The sequence below is a fragment of the Heyndrickxia camelliae genome, from assembly GCF_002844575.1.
GTDB lineage: Bacteria > Bacillota > Bacilli > Bacillales > Bacillaceae_C > Margalitia > Margalitia camelliae.
In genome coordinates, this window is the sequence record NZ_PIQO01000001.1 from 333604 (window position 1) to 351499 (window position 17896).

The window sequence follows — 17896 nt, forward strand, 5'->3', positions numbered from 1 at the left end:
TACTAAATAGAAACTCTTTGGAATAAAGAAAGAGATAGACGAATAGCTATCTCTTTAAAAAATTAACTAATTTAGAGTACTAGTTCTAGTTGCAAGTGTTACACCTAAGCTTGTTATAGTGATTCAAAAGGATAATGGGGTTACAACCGTTTCAAAAGTAAGGTGATCAGATACAGGATTTTTTTCTATTGATACTGAAACGAGTTGTTAATGCAGTTGTATATAATACGAATTCATAGATTGATTTCGTTTCGCTAAACAATGTTCCCCGTGTGGAAACAGTTTGTCACAATGGTTAATAACAGTTGTCCTATATGAAAAATTAGTTGTTATGTCAAATAAATGGTTTCTCCTGTAAGGATAGATTCTTTAATTTTCATAGCTACAGATAAAGCATTCGTAGCTTCATAAGGTCCAACAATAGGAAAAGTATTGGTGATAATTGATTGAACAAAGTGATGTATTTCGGATTGTAAGGGTTCAGTGGGAGGAACTTTGATAGTATCGATGGAATTCTCTGTGAAATCGCGTGTTTGTATATCCGAATTAATATTTGTATAAATTTGCAACTGTTTAGTAAGATAATTTGCCGTGAGCACCCGCTGTTTTTCTGTTATCGATATGGATCTTAATGATTCTTTGGACACCCTGTTCGCGACAAGATTAGCGATTACTCCGTTTTGAAACGTTAATATCGCATAAACAATATCCAGATTTTTTTTGTTATGGTTCAAGTATGAGCCTATAGCGGTAATACTTTGTAATTTACTGCCTACTAGATTTAAGATAATGTCAATATCATGAATCATTAAATCCAGAATAACATCAACGTCAAGATTCCGCTCTGTTTCACATAGCCTTTTTGCTTCAATACTTATAATGTTTGGAGCTGCTACAAATTTTTTAATTAATTCAATAACCGGATTAAATCTCTCTATATGACCAACTTGGATCAAGCAATTATTTTTTTGCCGATATAAAGATAAAATCTTTTCTGCTTCTTGAATATTGCTTACAAAAGGCTTTTCGATAAAAATATGTTTCTCTTTTAAAATTGCCTCTTTCACGTATTCATAGTGAAATGTTGTGGGTACAGCTATTATAACGGCATCAACTGCAGAGAGCATTTCGGCGTACGAGCTAAAAGGAATAACATTGAATGAGAGGGCTACTTCTTTACATTTAATCGGATCAATATCGTACACCCCAATAAATTCGGTATCTTTTAGAAGACTAGTTACCCTGCAATGTTGTTTTCCCATGGTTCCTAGTCCTGCGATTCCAATTTTAATTAAACTCAAAGATTCTCACCTCTCATGTTCCTGTTATTTATGATATTTGTCCAAGTATTGTCCATATTTTTGCGTTTTTTTTCAATAAAATATTCTCCATAGTGTTCCATGGTTTTCAATCTTATTTTAGGTTTTGTGAATTAAAAATCTTATATAGATTTTTAAGGATCAGTTAGCTAAATTTACGTTTGTTTTAGATATGCAGCCATCGATGAAAATTTGTGAGCCTCATTTTTATTTATAGAGCAGAAACCTTTTGTAGGTAATCTTTCTTTAACTATTTTATTCGAATGTTTAAAGGGTGGAAACGCTGTAAGTCTAATTGTGTAGAAAAATAGGTGATTTGATTTTATCTTAACTATATAGAGTGCAATAATCCTTGTATTCAAACTTTGTTATATTCTTTCATTTCTGTATATATCATAAAATGTATTGAATTATGGGGAAATATAAATTAATGGATTACTTAATAATGATTAATTTTTAAGCTACATAAGTTGATTTTTTAGCATAGGAAAAATAGTCTTTCTATTTATTTGAGAAGATAAATTTTAATAAAAATAGTGCTTCGAAAGAATGAATGCATTCTGACGAAGCACCTTTTTTAATACATGTTTCACAATTTGCTTCCATCACCGAGTTTGATGACTTTAGCCTTTCCTTCTACTTTCCCTGTAACATTTCTTGTATCAAAAACTAATGAAGCATGGGTTAGAATTCTTTCTAAAGGGATATTAGAATGGTCAGCCAAAATGAGGACACAATCAGATTGTGATATTAGATCATCTGTTAAATCCACTGATGCGAATAGCTCTTCTCCAATTTTTATAGTAGGAATATATGGGTCATGGTACAGGACATTTGCAGCTTTTTGTTTTAATTTTTCTATAATCTTTAGGGAAGGAGAATCACGCGTATCTGCTATGTCTTTCTTGTATGTTACGCCATAAATTAAAATAGTGGAGGAATCAAATGGTTTATTTTCCCCCAATAGTTCTTCCGTCCTCTTAATAATATAGTCTATAATTCTTTGATTGGTTGAATCAGATAATAGGATAAATTCACTATCGGTTTCTAATTGCTGTAATTTCCATTGGAGATAGAGAGGATCAACAGGTATGCAATGACCACCAATACCAGGGCCTGGATAGTATGGTGTAAATCCATATGGTTTGGTTGCCGCCGCTTCTATAACTTCCCAAATATTGGTGTTTAACTTATCGCTTAGAATTGCCATTTCATTTATAAAGGAAATATTTATAAAACGATAGGTGTTTTCTAATAATTTTGTTAGTTCCGCTGCTTCGGAAGTAGAAACTGGTATAACCTTCTTATATATGTTTCCATATAAAGAAACGGCCATATTTTTACATTCATCTGTTATTCCACCTACTACTTTAGGGATTTCGTCCACTTTAAATTTTTTATTTCCTGGATCGATTCGTTCTGGTGAATTTGCTAAATAAAAATCACTTCCAACCTTTAACCCACTTTTTTCAAGGATTGGCAATAATACTTCTTTTGTAGTACCAGGATAAGTAGAACTTTCTAAGATTACTAATTGCCCCTTTTTCAGTCTTGTTTGAATAGCCTCTCCAGCATTTATGATAAAACGTAAATCCGGATTATGCTCGGGAGTAAGCGGTGTTGGAACACAAATTATAATTGTATTGACCTCTGATAGGACATCAAAGTTCGTGGTTGCTTTATATCGATTGCTCAGATTGGCTTTTTGTAGTTGATTATCAGTGACATCTCCTATATAGCTTTTCGAATTATTTAAAGAGTTAATTTTTGCTTCATCTACATCAATACCTATAACATTATATCCCTTTTCCACAAGCATGATAGACAATGGGAGTCCTACATACCCTTGGCCAATCACGGCAATTTTATGGTTCATAAATCTACCACCTCGATTCTAAATATAAATTCCTTTTACACTATTCAAAGAATAAGAGAATGGGATAGACAAACAACACCAAATGTGAAAAAAGGCAAATGCATTGATATAAGTGTCATATGATCAATAAGCGCGAGACAAATAGGGCGTTTGCTAGAGTGACCAATAAAAACTAGGTTTTTAAATCATTGTGGGGAAAATGTATAGAAAAACAAAATTATAGTGTTTCTTGCCGTGTCTTTATATAATATCCGCTCATAAATTATGGAGAATATAAACTTTTGCTAATAAAATTGTTCCTAATGGCTGTGTTCATTTGGAGCGAAATTATTTTATGTAGAGTCAGGGAGATGAATTATGATTAATCTAGTAGACTTAGGGCGACAATTTCAACATGTTAAAGATGATATCTTACATGAAATTGAGCAGGTAATCGACAGTGGCAATTATATCTTAGGAACGAAGGTGGAAGAGCTTGAAAAAAAAATAGCGAAGAAACTGAATGTTTCCGAGGCTGTTTCGGTCGCTAATGGTACAGATGCCCTTGTGCTTACATTAGAAGCGCTTGGAATTGGCAAAGGTGATGAGGTTATCACAACACCTTTTACATTTTTTGCAAGTGCTGAAAGTATATCGCGCGTAGGTGCAACACCTGTTTTTGCAGATGTGAATCCACATACTTTTAACCTTGATCCTTCTGATGTAGAAAAAAGAATCACTTCAGCGACAAAAGCAATTATTCCTGTTCATCTGTTCGGGCAACCTGCAGACATGGATGAAATAAATAGCCTTGCTAAGAAATATGATCTTCTGGTTATTGAGGATGCTTGTCAGGCATTCGGATCAATCTATAAGGGGAAACCAGTAGGTAGTCTAGGTGATGCAGCTTGTTTTTCCTTCTTTCCGACGAAAAATTTAGGAACGTTGGGGGATGGAGGAATTATTACAACCTCTAATGGGAAACTTGCAGAGAATCTTAGGAAACTGCGTGCACACGGAACAACTAAAAAATATTATCATGACAGAATTGGATATAATAGTAGATTAGATGAATTACATGCAGCTATTTTACTCGTGAATTTAAACAAAATAGAGGAATGGAATTCCAAAAGAAGAGACTGGGCGGATCGTTATAAGAAATATCTCTCCGGAGCTTCACATATACAATTACCGAAGGAAGAAAATGATCGAAAGCATATTTATCATCTGTTCTGTATTCGTTCTAAGCAACGCGAGAAATTAATGGAAGCATTAAGAGCTGCTGAGATTCAAACCGGTGTTTATTATCCTTGTTGCCTTCATTTACAGGAAGTGTATAAGAACTTAAACTACCAAAAGGGAGATTTTCCGGTTGCAGAATCTTTATCAAAAGAACTATTTGCTATCCCGATGCATCCGTATTTAACGGAGAGTGAACAAGATTTCATTATATCCATTCTCTTGCAGAACGGAGGAAACTAAATGACTCAAATACACTTTGGTTTAATTGGGTGTGGGTTTATATCGAAAAATCATTTGCTTGCAATAGCGAAATGTGAGCAGGCAGAGTTAATAGCAGTAAGTGATATTCAAAGAGCACGGATGGAAGAAGCTGTGAATATATATCATAGGGAAAGTGGAGAACCAAAAGAAGTGAAATATTTTGAGGATTATACAGATTTGTTAATGAATCCACAAATAGATGCCGTGGTAATCGCAACTTTATCCGGATTTCATTTTGATATGTGCAAAAATGCTCTTTTAGCGGGAAAACATGTAATTCTTGAAAAGCCAATAGCTCTGTCCCTTGAAGAGTCAAATCAATTAATCGAGCTAGCAAAGGTGCAAAATAGAAAATTAATGATATGTCATCAGCTTCGCTTTCGACCGTTGATGCAAAGAATAAAATCAGTGATCTCAGAAGGCAAGATAGGGAAACCATATCTTGGCGTTGCCTCTATAAGAATTAATCGTTCATTAGATTATTATAAAGCAGCAGCATGGAGGGGGAATTGGGAAACTGATGGAGGGATGTTAATTAATCAAGGAATACATTTAGTCGATTTGCTTCAATGGTTTTTAGGAGATGTAGAGACAGTTTATGGTGAAATTAGCAGTAATAGTGATATTAAAGAAACAGAAGATGTAGCTCTAGGTATCATTCATTTTCAAAATCAAGCCAAAGGATTGATTGAAGCAAATATTGTAACTCAACCTAATAATCTTGGATATTCATTATCTATATTTGGAGAAAAAGGGACCATTTCTATAGAAGGCCGTTCATTAAATAAAATTTCACGTTGGTATATCGAAGGTGAGGAAACGAATCTAAGTGATATATCAAGGATTATCGAGGACACAAACGAGCAGGTGTACATGTATAAGAATTTTATGGAAGCCATTAATGAGCCGGATAAACAATTACTTCTAGATGGAGTTGAAGGAAAAAAAGCCCTTGAAATTATCTTTGGTATTTATCAATCATCATTAACTAAAAATACAGTCCACTTACCAATAAAAACATTTTCAACGGTAAACATGAAAAGGAAGGAGGAAATATAAGATGAGGTTTTCAAATGTTTTAGTAACTGGAGGAGCTGGATTTTTAGGTTCTCAACTTGTTAAGAAGTTGTTGCCATTAAGTAACCATATTTACATCATTGATGACCTTTCAACAGGAAACAGAGCCGCCATTCCATCTTCTGACAAAATCACTTTTTATGAGGATAGTGTTACGAATGGTAAATTGTTAGAGGAAGTATTACCAAAAGTAGAATACATTTTTCATTTTTCCTGTAAAAATCTTGTTCTGTCTGTAAAGAATATGGATGATGATTTTCAAACGAATCTGTATGGGGGGTATTTGTTACTCCAAAAAGCTCGAGAATGTTGCCCGGATTTAAAGAAATTTATTTATGCATCCACCACATCGATTTATAGTCAATCTCCAATTATGCCAACTCCTGAATCCTATTACAATATTAAACTCCCATATGCGGCAAGTAAATTCTCGGTTGAGCATTATTGCCATGTATATTATGAAATGTACCAAATGCCAATCACTATTTTACGATTTTCAAATGTATACGGACCTGGGCAGCTTTCATCTAATCCATATTGTGGAGTCGTAGCAAAGTTTTTTGAAGCAGTAGATCGTCATGAGCCTATGATTATATATGGAGATGGTACACAAACACGAGATTTTACGTATGTTGAGGATGCAATGGATGCAGTACTATTAGCCGCCAGTTCAGAAAAATCCATCAATCAAGTATATAATGTAGGTACGGGTATAGAAACGAGTGTCCTGGACCTTGCCAAGGCCATTCAGAAAGTAACTAACTGTGAAGATGTTCCATTAAAATTTGAACCTAAAAGGAAAGTAGATGTGGTGCAGCGTCGTTGCATCCATGCAGATAAAATCAAAGAAGAACTACATTGGCATAATCGTCATTCATTAATTGACGGTTTGGTAAAAACCTATATTTGGCTACATGGTGGGGATTAAGATGAACATATTTCATGGAATAATTGAAATTGCAGGTCAGATGGGGATTCTAAGCAGCGCATTAAATAAAAAGGGACATTATTCCATCGGCTATAATACCTTTCATTCCTACCTCGGTTATGAAGATTGTTTAGTTAATACTGATCAGCCGGGAATTGAAGAAAAGTTTGAAGAAATTATGGAAACCTTTGATCTTTTCCATTTTCATTATGGCAGCACGATTTTCACTGATTTTTCCGATTTGCCGGAACTCAAGAAAAGAAACAAGAAAATGGTTATGCATCACTGGGGTAATGATGTAAGGTTTCATGATCGTGCCCGAGTGAATAATCCCTTTGTTTATACAGGAGATTCACCTCCTAATGAGGAAATCCATGAAAAGCTGATGAAAATTACTCCCTATATTAAAGATGCAATTGTTCAGGATCATGAAGTGTACGACTATGTAAAAGACTATTATGAAAAGGTTCATGTGTTACCTATTGCAATAGATTTAAGATTCTTTGAGCCGAGTTATCCGTCATTAGAGAAGAAACGCCCAGTATTGTTACATGCTCCGACTAATCGGGAATTTAAAGGTACCATCCATGTTGAAAAAACGATTGAAAAATTAAAAGAAGAATATGACTTTGATTATATAATAGTGGAAAAGATGAATCATAAGGAAGCAATAAAGCTTTATAGAGATGCCGATATTATTATTGATCAATTTTTATGTGGATCTTATGGGCTTTTCAGTGTAGAAGGAATGGCGTTAGGAAAACCTGTTCTTGCTTATATTCGTCCTGACCTTGTAGGAAGATTTCCTTCCGATTTACCAATCTTAAATAGTAATCCGAATACATTATATGATAATGTCAAATTACTTCTTGAGCATCCTGAATTACGTAGAGACCTGGGAATAAAAGGGAGAAAATATGTGGAGAATGTTCATTCACATGATGTGGTTGCGGAGAAATTGCTTGAGATTTATTCGCAATTATAATTAACAGGAAATTCTAAAGTGAATTTCAGATAAAAAAACAGTGCACATAGGGATATAGTCCTTTTGTGCACTGTTTTTTGTATGAATTATGCTGGAAAGGCAGCAGTTGGGTAGACTGGCTGATAAGTTTTTCTCGTAAAGGAGTATAGGGCAATGTATTGATCATGATTGTTTTCATAAATCTCCCGCATCGTCTGATTTGGAAACTGATATACAAGTAGACTATCATTCATATAATTATTGTAAATGCCATAATTTAAATAATCGTATAAATGTCGGTCTTTAAACAAATCACCTTTTCCAAAGAAGATTTGCATACCTAAACGATAATAGTTGGCAAATACAGTTGAATTAGCTATCCATGAAAAATCTTGATCTGTGTTTCCGTAGAAATTGGGATTTGTGCATGAAGCATCGAAACCAAATTCTTTCCAATCAGGACATCCACATGATCCATATTGTTGAAGCCATAAGGATAGGAAACCATTATTGCGAATAAATTGGTTAGTGCTTTTTACAAGATTTTCATCACTGGCAGTAATAGAAGATCTCTGCCATACAAAGCCTTTAAATGAAAGAGCTTCGTGAAGAGATGTGGCTAGGTTCCATTTATTTTGGAAATTTAAAATCCACCATTTAACTGCCTCCTCGCGGTCTGCATCATTATTGAAATTAAGTTCTCTGTCATTTACTGTCCCGAAATTGGTTTGTGATGGATTCGGATATGGGATTGTTACCCAAACATCTGTCTTGAAACCGGGTTTTGTATTAATGGCGAGAGCATCTAAATTATAATCATTTGTAAATAATCTTTCTAGAGCAATTTTCCAATCTTCTATATCTGCTAATTCCCCAAAATCAGCATAAATGGGATGAATATAATGCTCCTCTCTACCGTTGATTGGATTGAAAATGAATCCGCGAAATAACCGATCTGCTGATCGACCATTTACTAAATAAGATTGATATGGTTTTAAATCTACAGTTGACCATAGAGGTTTTCCAGTATCCGAATTTTCTCCATAGGGTAAAACACATATGTGATTTTGGATTCCAAGCTCCTTGGCCGTCATATATCCGTTTTGCACTTATATCCCTCCAAAATTTAAAGTTCCATATAGTATATGAAAGCAATAAAGAATTCGTATAGTCACTACTCTATTAGTGAAATTAACCAAACAAAAATTTATGCCATGAATACAATATAGAGGAAGGAGAGATCAAGATGAAAATAGTTCATGCACCTACTGAAATAGCAGGTCAAATGGGTATTTTAACCCGTCAATTAAGAAAAGAAGGTCACAAAGTTGCTGGATTCAATGGATTTCACACTTTTCTAAATTATAAAGGTGGAATCCTGAACACAGATGCATTTGAGATATTGAAGGATTTTCAATTTCTCATAGACAATGTGGATATTTTTCATTTTTATAACGCGAATACTTTTTTAACGGATTTCGCGGATATTCCTATGCTAAAAGAAAAAGGCAAAAAGTTAGTAATGCATCATTGGGGCAGTGATGTCCGAAAGGATGGAATCGTAAGGGAACTAAATCCATACCCGTTACCGCCATCCTACTATACAGATGAGGAAATTGATAAGCAACTTAAGTTTCTTTCGCAATATATTGATGTAGCCATTGTACAGGATCATGAGGTATACCAATATGTAAAAGACTATTATAAAAAAGTATTCATTCTACCGCTTGCTTGTAATATCGATGAGATTCAACCTGTCTATCCATCAGTAAACAATGATAATCCTTTAATCATTCATGCACCGACTAATCGAGAGTTTAAAGGTTCTGATTATGTAGAAGCAGCCATTGAGAAACTTCAAGGGAAAAGTCCGTTTACGTATCAGATTCTTGAAAAGGTTTCTCATGAACAAGCCATGCAAACCTATTTGAAATCCGACATTATTATCGATCAACTTTTATGCGGATCATACGGAATGTTAAGTGTTGAGGCAATGGCAATGGGCAAACCGGTTGTTGCATATATAAGAGATGACGTTAGAGAACATTTTCCTGCAGATCTTCCTATCGTTCAGGCAACTCCAGATAATCTTGATGAAGTGTTGCTGAAACTAATTCAAAACCCTTCTTTACGTCATGAAATCGGAATGAAAAGCAGGGAATATGTTGAAAAATATCATTCTGTTAAAAATGTAGTAGATGATCTTATCAAAATTTATGAACTTTTATAATTAAAATACGCTCATAAGTTCATAAGGAACAAAATTGTATTGGTAGTAAAAAGGAGAATGTTCATGGTTAATAATACTGTACAACTGGGAAAGAATGTCGAGATAGGTGAAAATGTAGTAATCGAAGATAATGTATCGATAGGTGATAATGTAGTAATTGGACATAACGTAGTAATCAAAAGGGATACCGTTATAGGAAACGGTGTCCAAATAGGTGATTTGACGCAATTGGGGAAATCACCCTCTTCTAACAAGAAAATGGCAAGAAAGCCAGAAAGAAATCTTACTCCATTAGTTATAGAGGATGATGTAACCATTGGTTGCAATAGTGTCATATACAGAAATGTTCAATTGAAAAAAGGTGTATTCGTGGGAGATTTAACTAGCATCCGTGAAAAGGTGACAATAGGGGAAGATAGTATTGTGGGCCGGAATGTAATGGTTGAGACCAATACACAGGTTGGAAAGAAAGTGACCATCCAAACGGGCTGCTATATTACTGCGGACATGGTAATTGAAGATGATGTATTTATTGGTCCTTGTTGCTCGAGCTCGAATGACAAGTATATGGGGATGGGAAATTTTGAACATCAAGGACCCATCATTAAAAAGAGTGCCAAAATCGGAAATAATGCTACATTGCTGCCTGCAGTAACAATTGGCGAAAATGCTATTATTGGAGCAGGGGCTGTTATTACAAAAGATGTGCCTGCCGGAAAAACAGTTGTTGGAAATCCGGGAAGAGTAATTAAATAGTTCTAATAAGGTAAACTTTATATAAAAAAACGAAAAATCTGAAGGGGTATGCCAATTCATGTGGGTTTCATATTAATTATGAATAGAGTAATAAAGTTCCAGTACTTTCAAACTATTTTTCTTGTAGTCATGGTGTTTTTCAATATACTTTCGCCCTTTTAAACCAAGTTCTTGCAATAGATCTTGGTTTTTTAAAATATTCTCCAAAACATTTGTAATAGTGTCTGGGTTTGCTGAAATGATAGGTAAATCACTTGGATAATGCTCTCTCATGAAAGGACTAATCCAGCATATAACAGGCTTTCCCATAGCCATTGCCTCAACTGCTAAAAGTCCATAACTTCCTATATGAAGTTGGTCAATAATTAAATCAGCTTTTTGATATAATTTTTTCGCATCTGTATGAGACATTCCCTGTATTAATTGAAAATCAAATTGATAATCACACTTTAGTGTTTCGATAGCCTTCAGAATATATGGAGTACCTTTAATGAATGGAGAAGTAGGAGCATGGACGATTAAAAGTGGACTGTGGCTTGATTGTTTTTGAATCGAAGGCACATAAGAATCTACATTAATCATAGATGGTATCACATAAACATTTTCATAGTAATTCTTCACATACTGATATAATTCCATATCTGGAACTATGCAATGAGAGATATTCTCTGTTAAAATATTTAATCTGTTTTGTATTTGAATTTCATCTTGATTTTTAACTAAGCTATAAGGATTAAGTTCTAATGCTTTAGAAAGTAATCGAATATCACTTCCCCAATGGTGCATTATTACGGTTTTATTATTTTGTCTATATAATGGGAGATCTGAATAATCAAATGTCATGCTTGTTCCGAAGTGAAAATGAAAGAGATCAAAATTTGGAAGAATATCTTCCGCTAGTTTTCTTTGCTTATTATTTAATAAAGGAGAACTCCTATATCCAATCAAAGGCCATGTATAGTCAGATTGATAATTCAAATAAAATGGGTAATAATTAAAGGTCTTGGAGTAAACTCCCATTTTTGATAGAGCATTTGATAGCGTATTCATTTGATTTGCTATCTCCATAGTTCCTTGTAATACTCTAAGCTTATTCTTTAGGGTATGTGGGGGTAAATGGTGTTGATCATAGACCGCATTAAAACGATTGTTAGGTATTAAATCGGTCGGATACTTGAATGTGTTACCAATCTTGCTTATGTTCTCCAAGAAAGAATAGGATTCCTGTTTCCTTCCCTGAAGGTTTAGAATTTCTGCCATCCATTCATTCAGTATAGGATCTTCAGGATAATCATAAAGTCCTCTCCACAACCACAGCCACGCATTATCGAAATTTCTTATTTTAATGTAATATAACGCGTTTAAAAAATAAACATCGGTACTTAAATAAGTATCTTGCTCCAATTGATTTATCATTCGTCTTGCTTTATCTAAGTCATCTAATTCTATTAACCTAATAATCTGATTTTTAACTTCTTCCATTTTATTTTCTCCTTTTATTAGTTTATCGAAACAGAATAATTTATTTACATAGATATCATATGAAAAAAGGAGAAATGGGAAACTGAGAAGTGCCCTATCTAATGATAATTAGATTTTTCCTACTTCTATAAAAATGGTTGAAAGACATATAGCATTTGTCGTTTCTATACTAATAGAGAATGCATAGAATATCGTATATTCCAACACAATCTACACATTAGATGCTTGGAATAAATTCATAATGAAATGGAGGTGAATTCATGTCTATCGAGAATTTCATTGTGAATCGAGGATTTGAGACTGGAACCCTTGCACCATTTATTGGAATGAATGCTACGATAAACTCACAATTTTCCCATTCAGGCTTCTTTAGTGCTGAATTAACCGGTGGAGGATCAAATTCTTTTATTTTTCAATATGTTACTGTAGAACCAGGACAAAGCTTTAAATTTTTATCTTCGTTTTCTAAAATTGGAGCTGCACCAAGTCCTACAATAGTGATTGTAGTAGTGTATTTAGATGCATCTTTTAATTTTCTCGAAGATGGTCTAATTACTATTATTCCATCTAACCGATTACCAAATGCCGAGAATAATACTTGGTTAGAAATCTATGAAACAACATCACCTGCTCCACCTACTGCCACTCAAGCATTAGTGTTGATAAATGTATTGCCTGAGCCAGGAACTTCAAATGTATTAGTAGATGATATTGATTTATTAAATGTAGCAGGTACAGGTATAGTGGGTCCAACAGGAGCGACCGGCCCAGCGGGAGCAACAGGCCCAGCGGGAGTAACAGGAGCAACTGGCCCAGCAGGAGCAACAGGAGCCACTGGCCCAGCGGGAGCAACAGGAGCAACCGGCCCAGCGGGAGCAACAGGAGCAACCGGTCCAGCGGGAGCAACGGGAGCGACCGGCCCAGCGGGAGCAACGGGAGCAACTGGTCCAGCGGGAGCAACGGGAGCAACCGGCCCAGCGGGAGTAACGGGAGCAACCGGCCCAACCGGAGCGACAGGAGCAACTGGTCCAGCGGGAGTAACGGGAGCGACCGGCCCAGCAGGAGTAACAGGAGCAACCGGTCCAGCGGGAGCAACGGGAGCAACTGGTCCAGCGGGAGTAACGGGAGCGACCGGCCCAGCAGGAGTAACAGGAGCAACTGGCCCAGCAGGAGTAANACGGGAGCGACCGGCCCGGCGGGAGTAACGGGAGCGACTGGCCCAGCGGGAGCAACGGGAGCGACTGGCCCAGCGGGAGCAACAGGAGCAACTGGTCCAGCGGGAGTAACGGGAGCGACCGGCCCAGCGGGAGCAACAGGCCCAACCGGACCAACAGGCCCTTAATGAAACACCATAAGGGAAGTTTTAGATGGGGGATAGTTTCCCCCATTTTTATTAGTCAAGCACACTTTTTTGTTTTAACTTGCAGAATTTAGAAGAAAGGAGAGAAATAATTTGGTTGAAATCAGCCTTTGCATGATTGTAAAAAATGAAGAAGAGGTTTTAGCGCGATGTTTAGATACGGTTAAAGATATTGTAGATGAAATTAATATTATTGATACTGGATCCACAGATAGAACGGTTGAAATAGCAAAACAGTATACAGATCGTGTGTATTTTTTTGAATGGATTGGTAATTTTGCGGCAGCAAGAAATGAATCATTTAAATATGCGACAAAAGATTATATTTTATATCTTGATGCAGATGATATCTTACTTGAAGAGGATCAAAAAAAGTTGAAATTATTGAAGGAGACACTAGATCCATCTGTGGATTCTGTTTCAATGTATTACGATGCAGGAACTGATGAATTTGGCAATGTAACATTACGATATAGGAGAAATAGACTTGTTAAAAGAGAAAAAAATTTTAAATGGAAAGGTGATTGCCATCAATATTTGGAAGTGTTCGGGAAAATTATCGAATCTGATATCTCTGTAACGCATAAAAAAATTAGACATTCAGTGGGTCGTGCCTTAAATATTTATCAAAATAGAATCGATAGAGGTGATAAATTTTCGGCTAGAGATTATTTTTACTATGGGAATGAATTAAGAGAAAATGGACATTATCAAAAAGCAATTGAAGCATACGAACAAAATATAGGAATGACTGACGGGTGGATTGAGGATAAAGTATATGCATGTATAAATAAAGCTGATTGCCATCGTTTTCTAGGAGATGTTGAAAATGAATTGAAATCATTATTAAAATCCATTGAATTTTCTAAAACTCCTCGCCCAGAAGCTTGTAGTAGAATAGGATATTACTATCAGCTCAAAAGAGATTATAAAACTGCTATATTTTGGTACAATTTAGCTACTCAGCAAATCCCAGATTCAGGACAGTGGAGTTTTAGCTATCCAGCCTATTATACATGGTATCCACATCTTCAAATGTGTGTTTGTTATTATAATATTGGAGATTTTGAAAGCGCATATTTTCACAATGAAAGTGCTAGAAAATATAGACCTGAAGATCAAAGAATTCTGTATAACAAAAGTTTATTAGAAAGTAAATTCGGCCAAAAGACAGTTTAAATCAAATGGAGATTTGTTATATAATGGGTAGTTTTAATTGTGATCCATACTTGTTCCAATAAAAACCTTGATTTTTTCTATTTTTATGTTGAAAATCAAGGTGTTTTTATTTATTAATAAAATAATTTTAATGAAAATAATTTTAATGAAAATGATTTTAATGAAAATGATTAATGGGAAATTATCTTATAATTGTTGACAATTTTTCATAACCATTATATATTAATTATTACCCAGCACTAATATGATGATTCTGTAGCTCAGCTGGGAGAGCACCACCTTGACAGGGTGGGGGTCGCTGGTTCGAGCCCAGTCAGAATCATACCAACCAAAGAGCTATAAGCCTTGATATAATAGGTTTATAGCTCTTTTAATTTTATGAAAGAATTCACTATTTACACACTGGGTCACAAAGCCAACTAAATATATATTAAATAGTTGATTTACAAACGGAAAGGATGCTTCTTTTTGCTTGTTAGGAAATGTGTGAAAATGTGTCCAGAGTTGCTCTGATATTACCTAAATATTTTCTCCTTGTTGAAGCATTAAACTAGCATGTGTATGATACAAGTCATGAAAAAATGGTAGAATATCTTCTTTAAACCATTCTAAAATCGTTATATAAGCAAAGTGGAGGAGTGTATAAATTAATAATAGTACATAGTTTTTCTATTAAATATATATAGAGCTATGTACTATTTTAGTTTTGGAAAATTTATCCGATATATAATATGAAACAATCATTATGAAGGGGTAAATATAAAATGCTATCTAAATTATTTTCTAAGTTTTCGCAAAAAGAAAGTGATAAGTCAAAAAGGCAAGTCAACAATAAAAATGTTCATACAGAAAAAACAAAGATAACATCTAATAGAATCGGAGACTTAGGAGAATACAAAATAAATATTCAATTAGACCAGCTACCTAAAAATAGTAAATACTTAAGCGACATACTTATTCCAAATCCCAAAGCAAAGTCGGGCTACTCCCAAATTGACCATGTTGTTTTTACTCCATTTGCAGTCTTTGTTATTGAAACAAAGAATTACGCTGGAACAATTTACGGAGATAGGATGAGAGCGAAATGGTCTGTAAATGGTAAGTTTCCGATGTTAAATCCTTTTAATCAAAATTACGGACACATACTAGCTATTAAATCCATTATAAATGAACTTGATGACAGTAATGTTGTGTCAATAGTTTCCTTTACGAGAAGAAGTACTTTTAAAGTTAACGAGGAGCTAAGAAAAATACAATCGAATGATTTGATTGTTTATGATATCGAGTTATCGGAATTTATTAATAGGAAAATTAATGTACTCAAGCTTCAACATAAATCGGAAATATATACTGAACGAGAGATTCTATATATGTACAATGAATTATCTCAGGCTAATATAACAGATTCAGAGATAAGACAGAAACATGTTCAATTGTTAAAGAAGAACCGTGATGTAGATAAATCTGAAAATAAAAAGACAGGAGCAGTTTGTAAAACTTGTGGTAAAGAAGTATCAGAAAAAGTGAAGCAGTTCTGCTTATCAAATGAAAATCGATTTAATGGAAATGTTTATTGTTATGAGCATCAAAAGAGGTAGTGAAATTCAAGAGAATAATAATACATAGGTGAATATTATGACTAAAAACAAAGAAAATCTATAATGAATTTAGCAACGCGCGTTATTTTAACATGATGAAAAACTACATGAGCATTTATAGGCTGGTTCGAGCCCCCAATGGGGTCCCCAAGTCAGAATCATACCACGCTAGAAACGCTGTTACGACGGCATTTCTAGCGTTTTTAATTCCTGTTGACATAACCTTGGATTAAACGCAGGGAACGATCCTATTAACGTCAAGGTGGAGGTAATTAATGCCGAGTGACTGAAACGAAAGGACCTTGAACAATGTCGAAGAAAAAGATTAAAAACAAAAGGTTAACTGGTAAGGTATCGTTAGCAAACTAAATGTCTTATTCCTGCAATTGATGGTAATTAAAAAGTCGGAGGGAGGTGCGCCGCGAACGCTTAATCAGTACGAAGAAAACTACATCATTTTATAGAATACCTCTATTGGCACGGAATAAAGCAATCAATGCAACCATCTATATTACTTAGAATTTTCGTGATTTCGTATGAATGAATTAATTAATCGACGGAAAGATGTGAATGGGTAAGGCGTGGAACTGTTAAACGACTTCTATTTTCATATGAAATCAGTAAGAATACCGGAGCCAATAGATAAGAATGGAAAGGTGAGCATTCCACAGTTTAAAGCTTCACTATTGAACAGATTAAAGAACTAGTACCCGAAAATAAAATCAATTTCGATAGAAAGTCATATGCCTCGCAAACCATGGAGCGCCTCTTTCACGAGGAGTAATAGACAGCACGAGCCCTCAAATACAATGTTTATAATGTAACGAGGGACAACTATGGAACGCGGACTAGACCGTTATTACGACGAGGAAAAATTTTGCGAAAGGCAACGAATTAGCGTAAAAACTGCCTAAACAAACAAGAAATATAGTCTTATATATGGGAACGATGCTAGTCCGCCGAAAAAAATTAACACTAAGGACGTTTTCCCTACTGTAATGATTTACGGGTAAGAAACTTTTCTAAGAAAAGCAAAACGTGAAAGTATGTAAGAACTGGTAGAAAACTAAGAAAGAAATCATTAAATAACGTTTTATAAATTATAGTTGCAGCAATACAATATAAAAGAAGTTTAAACAAATATATGAGTATATTTGTCTTTAAATTTATTAGTTTGCAAATAGAGTCAATTAAATATGATACCGGAATACCTAAAATCAAAAATATAGGAATGGCATAAAGTTGTATAACCAAGAATGTACTTAAAACAGGCGGGGTCATATCTACTACTCCTGGCTCAGGAGGAACTGGACTTGGTTCATTAATATAGCCTATAACAAACAATAAAACTGAAAAAATCAGTGAAGAAATAAACACACACAGTATTCGAATAAATAAACTTTTTTGCATAATTCACCTCTCATATTTCCATAATTATACGAAATGCTTTAAAAAATGTAAATTACAAATGTGGACATTATTGGGATAACATAGAAAAGTTAAGAGATTTTTGTTTTTTATCTCATTCGATTCGAAATAAACTTTCGAACGATTCATTGCATATTCTTAATTATTACTGGGCAAATTACATTGGCTTTCACGAGTCTATTTGAAATTCACTGTTACATGTGAATTATTTCTAAGG

General features: G+C 34.6%; 13 protein-coding genes, 1 tRNA gene and 1 pseudogene. 10 read left to right on the forward strand and 5 right to left on the reverse strand.

Features of this window, described 5'->3' with window-relative positions; translation table 11 throughout:
- Positions 1–329: 329 nt before the first annotated feature.
- Positions 330–1301 carry a Gfo/Idh/MocA family protein gene (locus CWO92_RS01665; protein ID WP_101352444.1) on the reverse strand — a complete coding sequence of 324 codons (972 nt, stop codon included), beginning with the start codon at positions 1299–1301 and terminating at the stop codon, positions 330–332.
- A gap of 607 nt (positions 1302–1908) precedes the next feature.
- Positions 1909–3195, reverse strand: a complete 1287-nt coding sequence (locus CWO92_RS01670) for a nucleotide sugar dehydrogenase (protein ID WP_101352445.1) — start codon at positions 3193–3195, stop codon at positions 1909–1911.
- A 357-nt stretch (positions 3196–3552) separates the two neighbouring features.
- Here CWO92_RS01670 and CWO92_RS01675 point away from each other — a divergent pair, with 357 nt between their 5' ends.
- From CWO92_RS01675 to CWO92_RS01690, 4 genes are read left to right on the forward strand one after another with little or no spacing between them, the layout of a single operon-like run.
- Positions 3553–4656 carry a DegT/DnrJ/EryC1/StrS family aminotransferase gene (locus tag CWO92_RS01675; protein WP_101352446.1) on the forward strand — a complete coding sequence of 368 codons (1104 nt, stop codon included), beginning with the start codon at positions 3553–3555 and terminating at the stop codon, positions 4654–4656.
- Positions 4657–5736 (forward strand): Gfo/Idh/MocA family protein, encoded by a 1080-nt coding sequence (locus CWO92_RS01680; protein ID WP_101352447.1) that lies wholly within the window; start codon positions 4657–4659, stop codon positions 5734–5736.
- A 1-nt stretch (position 5737) separates the two neighbouring features.
- On the forward strand, positions 5738–6682 hold the full coding sequence (locus CWO92_RS01685; RefSeq protein ID WP_101352448.1) for an NAD-dependent epimerase/dehydratase family protein: 945 nt from the start codon (positions 5738–5740) through the stop codon (positions 6680–6682).
- A gap of 1 nt (position 6683) precedes the next feature.
- Positions 6684–7667 carry a glycosyltransferase family 4 protein gene (locus tag CWO92_RS01690; protein ID WP_101352449.1) on the forward strand — a complete coding sequence of 328 codons (984 nt, stop codon included), beginning with the start codon at positions 6684–6686 and terminating at the stop codon, positions 7665–7667.
- Positions 7668–7753: 86 nt separating this feature from the next.
- Here CWO92_RS01690 and CWO92_RS01695 read toward each other — a convergent pair whose 3' ends face one another.
- Positions 7754–8755, reverse strand: a complete 1002-nt coding sequence (locus CWO92_RS01695) for a DUF4855 domain-containing protein (RefSeq protein ID WP_101352450.1) — start codon at positions 8753–8755, stop codon at positions 7754–7756.
- Positions 8756–8892: 137 nt separating this feature from the next.
- On the opposite strand from CWO92_RS01695, the gene CWO92_RS01700 reads away from it, so the two are divergent.
- Both CWO92_RS01700 and CWO92_RS01705 read left to right on the forward strand, forming a co-directional pair.
- Positions 8893–9876: a glycosyltransferase family 4 protein gene (locus tag CWO92_RS01700; RefSeq protein ID WP_101352451.1), complete on the forward strand. Its 984-nt coding sequence runs from the start codon at positions 8893–8895 to the stop codon at positions 9874–9876.
- Positions 9877–9939: 63 nt separating this feature from the next.
- Positions 9940–10632 carry an N-acetyltransferase gene (locus CWO92_RS01705; RefSeq protein WP_101352452.1) on the forward strand — a complete coding sequence of 231 codons (693 nt, stop codon included), beginning with the start codon at positions 9940–9942 and terminating at the stop codon, positions 10630–10632.
- A gap of 72 nt (positions 10633–10704) precedes the next feature.
- On the opposite strand, the gene CWO92_RS01710 is transcribed toward CWO92_RS01705, so the two are convergent.
- The gene (locus tag CWO92_RS01710; protein WP_101352453.1) at positions 10705–12114 is read right to left on the reverse strand and encodes a glycosyltransferase; all 1410 of its coding nucleotides are present in this window, start codon (positions 12112–12114) and stop codon (positions 10705–10707) included.
- 260 nt (positions 12115–12374) lie between these two features.
- Here CWO92_RS01710 and CWO92_RS01715 point away from each other — a divergent pair.
- From CWO92_RS01715 to CWO92_RS01730, 4 genes and pseudogenes are all read left to right on the forward strand, one after another.
- A pseudogene (locus CWO92_RS01715) lies at positions 12375–13450 on the forward strand (NTTRR-F1 domain); the annotation flags it as partial.
- A gap of 117 nt (positions 13451–13567) precedes the next feature.
- Positions 13568–14653, forward strand: a complete 1086-nt coding sequence (locus tag CWO92_RS01720) for a glycosyltransferase (protein ID WP_101352454.1) — start codon at positions 13568–13570, stop codon at positions 14651–14653.
- Positions 14654–14902: 249 nt separating this feature from the next.
- Positions 14903–14975 (forward strand) — tRNA-Val (locus tag CWO92_RS01725).
- Positions 14976–15417: 442 nt separating this feature from the next.
- A complete protein-coding gene (locus tag CWO92_RS01730) occupies positions 15418–16251 on the forward strand; it encodes a nuclease-related domain-containing protein (RefSeq protein ID WP_101352455.1) in 834 nt (277 codons plus the stop codon).
- 990 nt (positions 16252–17241) lie between these two features.
- Here CWO92_RS01730 and CWO92_RS25820 read toward each other — a convergent pair.
- Positions 17242–17661, reverse strand: a complete 420-nt coding sequence (locus tag CWO92_RS25820; RefSeq protein WP_101352456.1) for a hypothetical protein — start codon at positions 17659–17661, stop codon at positions 17242–17244.
- Positions 17662–17896 lie beyond the last annotated feature (235 nt).